The sequence below is a fragment of the Spirillospora sp. NPDC048819 genome (genome assembly GCF_040650055.1).
Taxonomy (GTDB): domain Bacteria; phylum Actinomycetota; class Actinomycetes; order Streptosporangiales; family Streptosporangiaceae; genus Spirillospora.
This window is the reverse complement of sequence record NZ_JBEZGN010000044.1, coordinates 67,346-74,489: the sequence shown is the minus strand read 5'-3', so window position 1 is coordinate 74,489 and position 7,144 is coordinate 67,346. Positions and strand designations below refer to the sequence as shown.

At 74.5% G+C, this 7,144-nt stretch carries 6 protein-coding genes; 1 reads left to right on the top strand and 5 read right to left on the bottom strand.

The genetic code is table 11. The features are described 5' to 3' along the window. Window positions 1-437 precede the first annotated feature (437 nt). Entirely contained in the window at window positions 438-1,112 is a 675-nt protein-coding gene (locus AB0C35_RS39510) for a response regulator transcription factor (RefSeq protein ID WP_358467503.1), read from the bottom strand. 41 nt (window positions 1,113-1,153) lie between these two features. Then, on the bottom strand, window positions 1,154-2,983 hold the full coding sequence (locus tag AB0C35_RS39505) for a histidine kinase (protein WP_358467501.1): 1,830 nt from the start codon (window positions 2,981-2,983) through the stop codon (window positions 1,154-1,156). Between the two features lie 430 nt (window positions 2,984-3,413). On the opposite strand from AB0C35_RS39505, the gene AB0C35_RS39500 reads away from it, so the two are divergent. Next, complete coding sequence (locus AB0C35_RS39500; RefSeq protein WP_358467499.1) at window positions 3,414-4,238, top strand: hypothetical protein; 825 nt, start codon at window positions 3,414-3,416, stop codon at window positions 4,236-4,238. A gap of 9 nt (window positions 4,239-4,247) precedes the next feature. Here AB0C35_RS39500 and AB0C35_RS39495 read toward each other — a convergent pair whose 3' ends face one another. The 3 genes from AB0C35_RS39495 to dinB form a co-directional block, all read right to left on the bottom strand. After that, the gene (locus AB0C35_RS39495) at window positions 4,248-5,054 is read right to left on the bottom strand and encodes an SAM-dependent methyltransferase (RefSeq protein WP_358467497.1); all 807 of its coding nucleotides are present in this window, start codon (window positions 5,052-5,054) and stop codon (window positions 4,248-4,250) included. Window positions 5,055-5,127: 73 nt separating this feature from the next. Beyond that, complete coding sequence (locus AB0C35_RS39490) at window positions 5,128-5,808, bottom strand: GntR family transcriptional regulator (RefSeq protein ID WP_358467495.1); 681 nt, start codon at window positions 5,806-5,808, stop codon at window positions 5,128-5,130. A gap of 128 nt (window positions 5,809-5,936) precedes the next feature. Then, window positions 5,937-7,130, bottom strand: a complete 1,194-nt coding sequence (gene dinB / locus AB0C35_RS39485; RefSeq protein ID WP_358467493.1) for a DNA polymerase IV — start codon at window positions 7,128-7,130, stop codon at window positions 5,937-5,939. Window positions 7,131-7,144: the final 14 nt, after the last annotated feature.

The window sequence follows — 7,144 nt, the reverse complement described above, 5'->3', positions numbered from 1 at the left end:
GTCGACGCCTCCCAGGCGCCCGAGCAGTACTCGAACACTCCCGGGGTGCGCAGCCTCGGGGACCCGTACATGCAGGTCGGCAAGGACAGGTGAGCGGACCCGCTCGCCGAGCCACAGGGGCGGCCGCCAGGGGACGGGCCTCACCGCTGTCCCTTCCGTGTCGTCCCGGGCGATCACGGGCCCGGAGGGGGGTTTTCCCGGATGTGCGGGGGTGGCGGCACCGGGAGCATGGCGTAGGCCGGGCGCGGCCCCGGGGTCCGGGGCCCGATGAGGGCGGCGGTGGCGTGCGGGGGCCGCCACCGGGTCACCTGACGCGACCCGACCGATCCGGTCAGTGTTCCCCACCGGACGCGCCGTACGCGAGGGCCCGTTACCCGATTGATGCGCGGTGCCGGGCGGAGCGGGCTCCGGCGCGCCTCGGCGGCCCCCGGCGGACTTCAGCGGGTCTCGGCGGCGCGCAGCCAGGTGAGGACGGCGAGGACGCGCTTGTTGCTGTCCTGCGGCCCCGGCGGCCCTCCCGATGAGGTGATCTTGAGCTTGGTGAAGATCGCCCGCACATGGTCCTCGACGGTCCGGGCGGACAGGTGGAGCCGCTTGCCGATCCCCGCGTTGGAGTGGCCCTCGGCCATCAGCGCCAGCACCTCCCGCTCGCGCCCCGACAGCCGGGCCAGCTCGTGCTCCCGGTGCCGGGCCTCGACGAGCCTGCTCACCACGTCCGGGTCGATGACGACCTCGCCGCGCATGACCCGCTCCAGCGCGGACCGCAGGTTCTCCACGTCCGTGACGTGGTCCTTCAGCAGGTAGCCGACGCCGCGCGGCTGGTCGCGGAACAGCTCCATCGCCTGCGGCGTCTCGTTGTAGGCCGACAGGACGAGCACGCCGATGCCGGGGTGGCGCTCCAGGAGGCGGCGTGCGGCGACCACGCCTTCGTTGCTGAAGGTCGGGGGCATGTGCAGGTCGACGATCGCCACGTCGGGCGGGTCGCCGGCGACCCGGGCGAGCAGCTCCTCGCCGGAGCCGGCGGACACGGCGACCTCGATGCCGACCGTGGTGAGCAGGGTGACCAGCGCCTGCCGGAAGATCCCGCTGTCCTCCGCGACGGCTACCCGCATTGAAGGGCTACTCGCATTGAAGGGCTACTCGCATTGAAGGGCTACTCGCATGGCAGGTCCATCCTCACCGTCGTGCCCCGGCCGGGGCCGCCGTCGACTTCCACGTGGCCGCGCAGTGCCCTGATCCGGCCCGACAGCCCGGCCAGATCGGCGGCGGGATCGGCGGGCGGGTCGCCGGGGCCGCCGTCGTCGCTCACCTCCGCGACGAGCCGGCCGTCCTCGGCGCCGACCCGCACGGACACCTGGGTCGCACGCGCGCGTTCAACAGCGTACGACAACGTCTCGCAAAGCGCGGAGTAAAGCGTGGACTCGATCTCGCGGGAGAACCGCCGCGGGGTGACGTCGAGTTTGACGCGGGTGCCGAGCCGCTCGGCGACGACCTCCAGCGCCGGCCCGAGGCCGTCCTGGACCAGCAGCGCCGGCTGGACCTCGCGCGCGAGAGCCCGCAGTTCGGCGAGGGCCTCCATGAGCTCGGCGCGGCACGTCCGGGCGTGCTCCTTCACCACGGGGTCGCCGGTCACCGCCTCCAGCGTCCCGAGCATCGCGCCGAGCGCCAGCAGCCGCTGCTGGGCGCCGTCGTGCAGGTCGCGGGCGAGGCGCTCGCGTTCGACGGTCTCGGCCCGGACGAGACGGCGGTAGGCGGAGCGGACCTGTTCGAGACCCGCGTGCACGCTGGCCTGCAGCCGCGCGGTCTCCAGCGCCCGGCCGCCCGCGGTCAGCGCGGCCTCGACCAGCGAGCCGTGGTCGCGGAGCGCCCCGCCGAGCTCCACGACGGCGAGCGGGCCGCCGGACGCGCTGAGGACCCGGTGCCGCCACCGCCCCTCGTCCCCGGCCCGCTCCCCCGCGCCGTGTTCCTCCCCGTGTTCCCCGCCGGCGTCCGCGCCGGGATCGATGCCGACGGGACGTCCGCCGGTGTCGACGTAGGTCTCCTCCGCCGGCGCCCAGAACCACAGCTCCAGGGTCGGGTCGTGCAGGACGTCGCGCAGGGCGTCGCGGACCCGCTCCACCGACACCGGCGCGGTGAGCCTGAGCATCCGGCCCGCGACGGCCAGCTCGCTGATGCGGATCCGCAGCCCGGACGCCAGCAGCGTCAGCGGCACGAGGACGACGACCGCGCCCTGGACGACGTACACCTCCAGCAGGTCGTCCAGCGGGATCGAGGGCTCCATGATCGGCTTCTGGGTCAGCGCGGCGGAGATCGCGACGAAGGCCAGCGCCGCGGTCACCGGGAGGGTGAGCAGCCGCCGCAGCCGGTCCATCCGCGGCAGCCGGAGCATCAGGACGACCGCGAACGACAGGGCCAGCAAGAGGTACAGCGCCGCGGAGACCCGCAGGACGGCCTGGAACGTGCCGAGGTCGGGGAACGGCGCCGGCCACCAGACCGACTCGCCGCGGAACGCGGCCCACTCCGGCTCGGAGGTCGCCCACAGCGCCGTCGGGCAGCCCAGCAGGACGACGCACGCCATGACCGTCCAGATCCGGTCGGCCAGGTACTCCAGCCGCCCGCTCGGATACAGCAGGACGCCCACGGCGAGCGCGAGGTAGAACTCGGCCTGCGCGTACGGCGACATGATCGGCCCGATGCCGGCGTCCCAGCTCGCGGCCCAGTTGGCCGCCCAGCACACCGACGCGGTCACGAACAGCAGCCCGGTGCGCCGCGTCCGCCCGCCGGTCGCCAGCAGGACGCCCACCACCGCGATCGCGGCGCAGCTCGCCAGCGTGACCGCGGCCGCGGCCGGGTGGTCCCGCCAGTACGGCCAGCCCGCGAGCAGCGCCAGCCCCGCGACCGCGAGCCCGGCGGCGAGGGCGCGCCTCGTCTCCGCGCCGAACCACGGCGGCGACCTGCGCCGGCGCGGGGCGGAAATCACCACGACCACCCTCTCCATGCTCGGACCCGCGGACACGTCCTGCCACCGGAAACCCACGGGGCGGCGGTCCGTGCTTTCCCGGACACGGCGCCGCGGGCCGGCCGGCGGCGCCGGGGCGCACGGGCAGTTTCCCGGACCGCGCCGCGGACCTGAAGTGGCGTTATCCGATCGATGCGGGCGCCTCTCGGGCGTTTCCGTCCCGATCTCGCGGGACGGGCGCCCCGCGCGGCCGGGCTCATCCGGGACGCGTTCCCCTTGACACGGGATCCGAATCCGTGTGCGGCTCCATTCAAGCCCCTATCGGCGTCCATTGAAAGGAATTCACATTTACCGGGGAAACCCGGGCCCGCACCCGGGAACACCTGGATTGCCGAGCCGACCCCGCACTGCAAGAATCGCGGCGAAGGGACTACGGGAAAGGGGCACGGGGGAAATGAACCGAGAGACGGCCGCGCGGACGGGACCGCGGCCGGGCGCCGAGCCGGGCGCGGCGCCGGGGGCGCGGGCGGGGGCGGGCGGGACGCGGGCGGCGGCCCGGCGGCCCGTGCTCGTCGACGCGTCCGGCCCGCGGCTACCGGTCGTCCGGCGGGCCCGGCTCCGGCCGCGCTACCGCACCATCCTGGCGGTGGACATCGAGGGCTCCACCACCCGCGCCGACGCGGTGAAGGCCGAGCTGCGGCAGGTGCTCTACCGGCTGCTGGAAGAGGCGTTCAACCGGGCCGGAATCGAGGAGCGCTACCGCGAGGCGTATGTCGACCGGGGCGACGGGATGCTCGTTCTCGTCCGTCCTTTCGACGAGGTCCCCAAAACACTGCTGCTGTACCCGGTCGTGCCGATCCTGTCCGCCCTGCTGACCGAATACAATTCGGAGCCGGTGATCGCTCCGGGCGGCGACCGGCGAATTCGCATTCGCGTCGTCGTGCACGCCGGAGAGGTGCACAATGACGGCCGCGGCAATTTCGGCGAGGCCCTCGACGTCGCCTTCCGGCTGCTGGACTCGCCGGCGACGAAGAACGCGCTGCGGCGCACCGTCGCGCCGCTGGTGCTGGTCGTGTCCGACGACATCTACCACTCCATCGTGCGGCACGGCTACGAGGGCATCCGGGCGGGCTCCTACGCCCCGCTCGTGCACCTGCGGGTCACCGGCCGCACCCACCAGGGCTGGGTCCACGACGCCACCGCCGACCTCGCGGGGCCGGAGGCCTCCCCCGGGCTGGCCGCCCGGACGAGACGGCTGCTGACCAGGCGCGCCGTGTGAGCGCGCCCCTCAGCGGCGGCGGCCGACGCCCGCCAGGGTGAAGGTGCGCTCTGGGTGCGCGGCCGCCGGGCGGGACGGGTCGGGCCGCCACTGCGAGGTGTAGGCGAGGCCCGGCTCGACGAGGTCGAAGCACCCGACGATGTCGAGGATCTCGGCGCGGCTCCGGCCCCAGAAGTGACCGCTGGTCGGTTTGAACACCTCGCCGACGTCGCCGCCCGACTCGGGTTCCGGGTCCTGGGTGATGTGCGTGAACACCAGGTGGCTGCCCGGCGGCAGCGCCTCGTGCAGGCGCCCGACGGCGGCGGCCGCCTCGGCGGTGTCGCCGATGAAGTGCAGGACCCGGTCCAGCACGCACGCCACCGGCTGCTCGAAGTCGATGAGCTCGCGGACCTCCGGGTCCGCGGCGACGGCCTCGGGACGGTCCGGGTCGCAGCGGACGGCGGCGGTGCGCGGCGTCCCGGCGAGCAGCGCCCGGGCGTGCGCCAGGACGACGGGGTCGCCGTCGGCGAACACGACCGTCGCGTCCGGCGCGACCTCGGCGGCGACCTCGTGGACGTTCCCCCGCGCGGGCAGCTTGGTGCCGATGTCGATGAACTGGCGGACGCCCTCACCGGCGAGGAAGCGGACCGCGCGCCCGATGAAGGCGTGGTTCTCCCGCGCCGCCATCCGCGCCTCCGGGATGACCTCGATCAGCTGTTCGGCCACCTCGCGGTCGGCGGCGTAGTTGTCCTTGCCGCCGAGAAGGTAGTCGTAGATCCGCGCCGTGTTGGGCGTCGTCAGATCGACGCCGGCGGGCGACCACTCCTCATCGGCCATCGCAGACTCCACTCGTCCCCGGGGACACGATCGTCTCATGAAGCGCGGACCGGTCCGGCCGGGCCCCGGCGGATCACTTGTGCGACGCGACCCGGGCGCCGTCCGCGGCGCCGGCGGTGGCGTTCTTGTGGGCGAAGGCCGCGCGCTCGATCTCGTCCGGGGCGGCGTGCCCGGCGATGAGGTCGAGGATCCGCCCGTGCTCGGCCACCGAGCGGCGGGCCCGGCCCGGGGCGTAGCCGGACGCGGGGCGGCGCATGTGGTCCAGGCGCGTCCACTCGGCCTCCAGCAGGGACCGCAGATGCGCGTCAGGGCAGTGCTCGTAGATCGAGAAGTGGAACTCGCGGTTGAGCGCGGTGAACGCGGTGGGGTCGAACGCCTCCAGCGCCTCGGTCATGCGGTCGTTGATCGCGCGGGAGCGGCCGACCGCCGCGGCCGTCATGCGCGGGGCGGAGATCGCGGTGGCGTAGCCCTCCAGCCGGGCCAGGATCTGCAGGGTGTGCTCCACCTGCGCCGCGTCGAACACCGCGACCCGGGCGCCGACGTTGCGCACCAGTTCCACGAGCCCGTCGGACTGCAGGCGGCGCAGCGCCTCGCGCAGCGGGATCGTGCTGACCCCGGTCTCCTGGGCGAGCTGATTGATGACCAGGCGGTACCCGGGCACGTAGGTGCCCTCCAGGATGCGCGACCGCAGCAGTCCGTAGCAGAACTCGACCTTGCTCTCCCTGGTCCGGTCCTGCTTCCTCGCGGAACTCACCCGGTTCTCCTCATCCTTCGGCCGAACCCCCGGTCGTTCGCGATCCCCCGTACCGGCCCATCATTCTCGCCGACCGCGGCCACGGGAGGAAACGGAAGGAATCAGGAGAGGAGCAGGGCGGACGGCGCTCAGTCGGGGAGCATCGGGACGGACGTCCCCTGGTCGCGGCCGAGCAGCACGGCGCGGGTGATCGCGGCCGAGCCGAAGCGGCCCCGGACGCCGTCGACCGCCGCGTCGACGGCGCCGCCCTGCTCGGCGAAGGGCGACCGCTCGAACGGGAGCGCGAGCTGGACGGCCCGGTCGTCGTGCAGGTTGCCGAGCGAGACGCCGATCAGGGTCAGGCCGCGGCTCTCGATCAGCGGTGCGGCGGCGGCGAGCAGGGCCCTCGCCGCGGCCAGGATCTGCGGGGTCTCGGCGGTGGCCTGGGGCAGCGTGTGCGAGCGCGTGGCGCGGGCGAAGTCGCCGAACCGGAGCCGGAGGGTGACCGTCCGGCACACCCGCCGGGCGGCCCGCAGCCTGCCCGCGAGGCGGTCGGCGAGGCCGACGAGCATCGCGTCCAGTTCCTGCGGGGACCGGCGGCGGCGTCCCAGCGCCCGCTGCGCGCCCATTGAGCGGCGCCGGACGCCGGTGCGCACCGGGCGCGGGTCGCGGTTGCGCGCCAGCGCGTGCAGGTGGCGGCCGGCGCCGGGGCCGAGCAGCGACACCAGCGCGGCCTCCGGCATGTCCGCCACGTCGCCGACCGTCGTGACGCCGTACCCGGCGAGCTTGGCGGCGGTGGCCCGGCCGACCCCCCACAGCCGCCGGACCGGGAGGGGGCGCAGGAACTCCGCCTCGGCGTCCGGCGGCACCACCAGCAGCCCGTCGGGTTTGGCGACGCCGCTGGCGACCTTGGCGAGGAACTTGGTGCGCGCCACCCCGACCGTGATCGGCAGCCCGACCTCCTCGGCGATCTCCCGGCGCAGCCGCGCGGCGACGTCGGCGGGCGGCCGGCGCAGCCCGTCCACGTCGAGGAACGCCTCGTCGATCGACAGGCCCTCCACCAGCGGCGTCGTGGCGCGGAAGACGGCGAACACCGCCTTGCTCGCCTCGGTGTAGGCGCCCATGCGGGGCCGGACGACGATCGCCCGCGGGCAGAGCCGCCGGGCCTGCCCGCCGCTCATCGCGGTGCGGACCCCGTGCGCCTTGGCCTCGTAGCTGGCCGCCAGCACCACGCCCGCCCCGACGATCACCGGCCGCCCCCGGAGCCCGGGATCGTCGCGCTGCTCGACCGACGCGTAGAACGCGTCCAGGTCGGCATGGAGAATCGTGGCACTACCGGACACGAACATATGTTCGC

Excerpts from the sequence above, each read along its gene's own strand:
- AB0C35_RS39495 (WP_358467497.1), bottom strand. The coding sequence starts at position 5,054 with ATGGCCGATGAGGAGTGGTCGCCCGCCGGCGTCGATCTGACGACGCCC.
- AB0C35_RS39510 (WP_358467503.1), bottom strand. The coding sequence starts at position 1,112 with ATGCGGGTAGCCGTCGCGGAGGACAGCGGGATCTTCCGGCAGGCGCTG.
- AB0C35_RS39500 (WP_358467499.1), top strand. The coding sequence starts at position 3,414 with ATGAACCGAGAGACGGCCGCGCGGACGGGACCGCGGCCGGGCGCCGAG.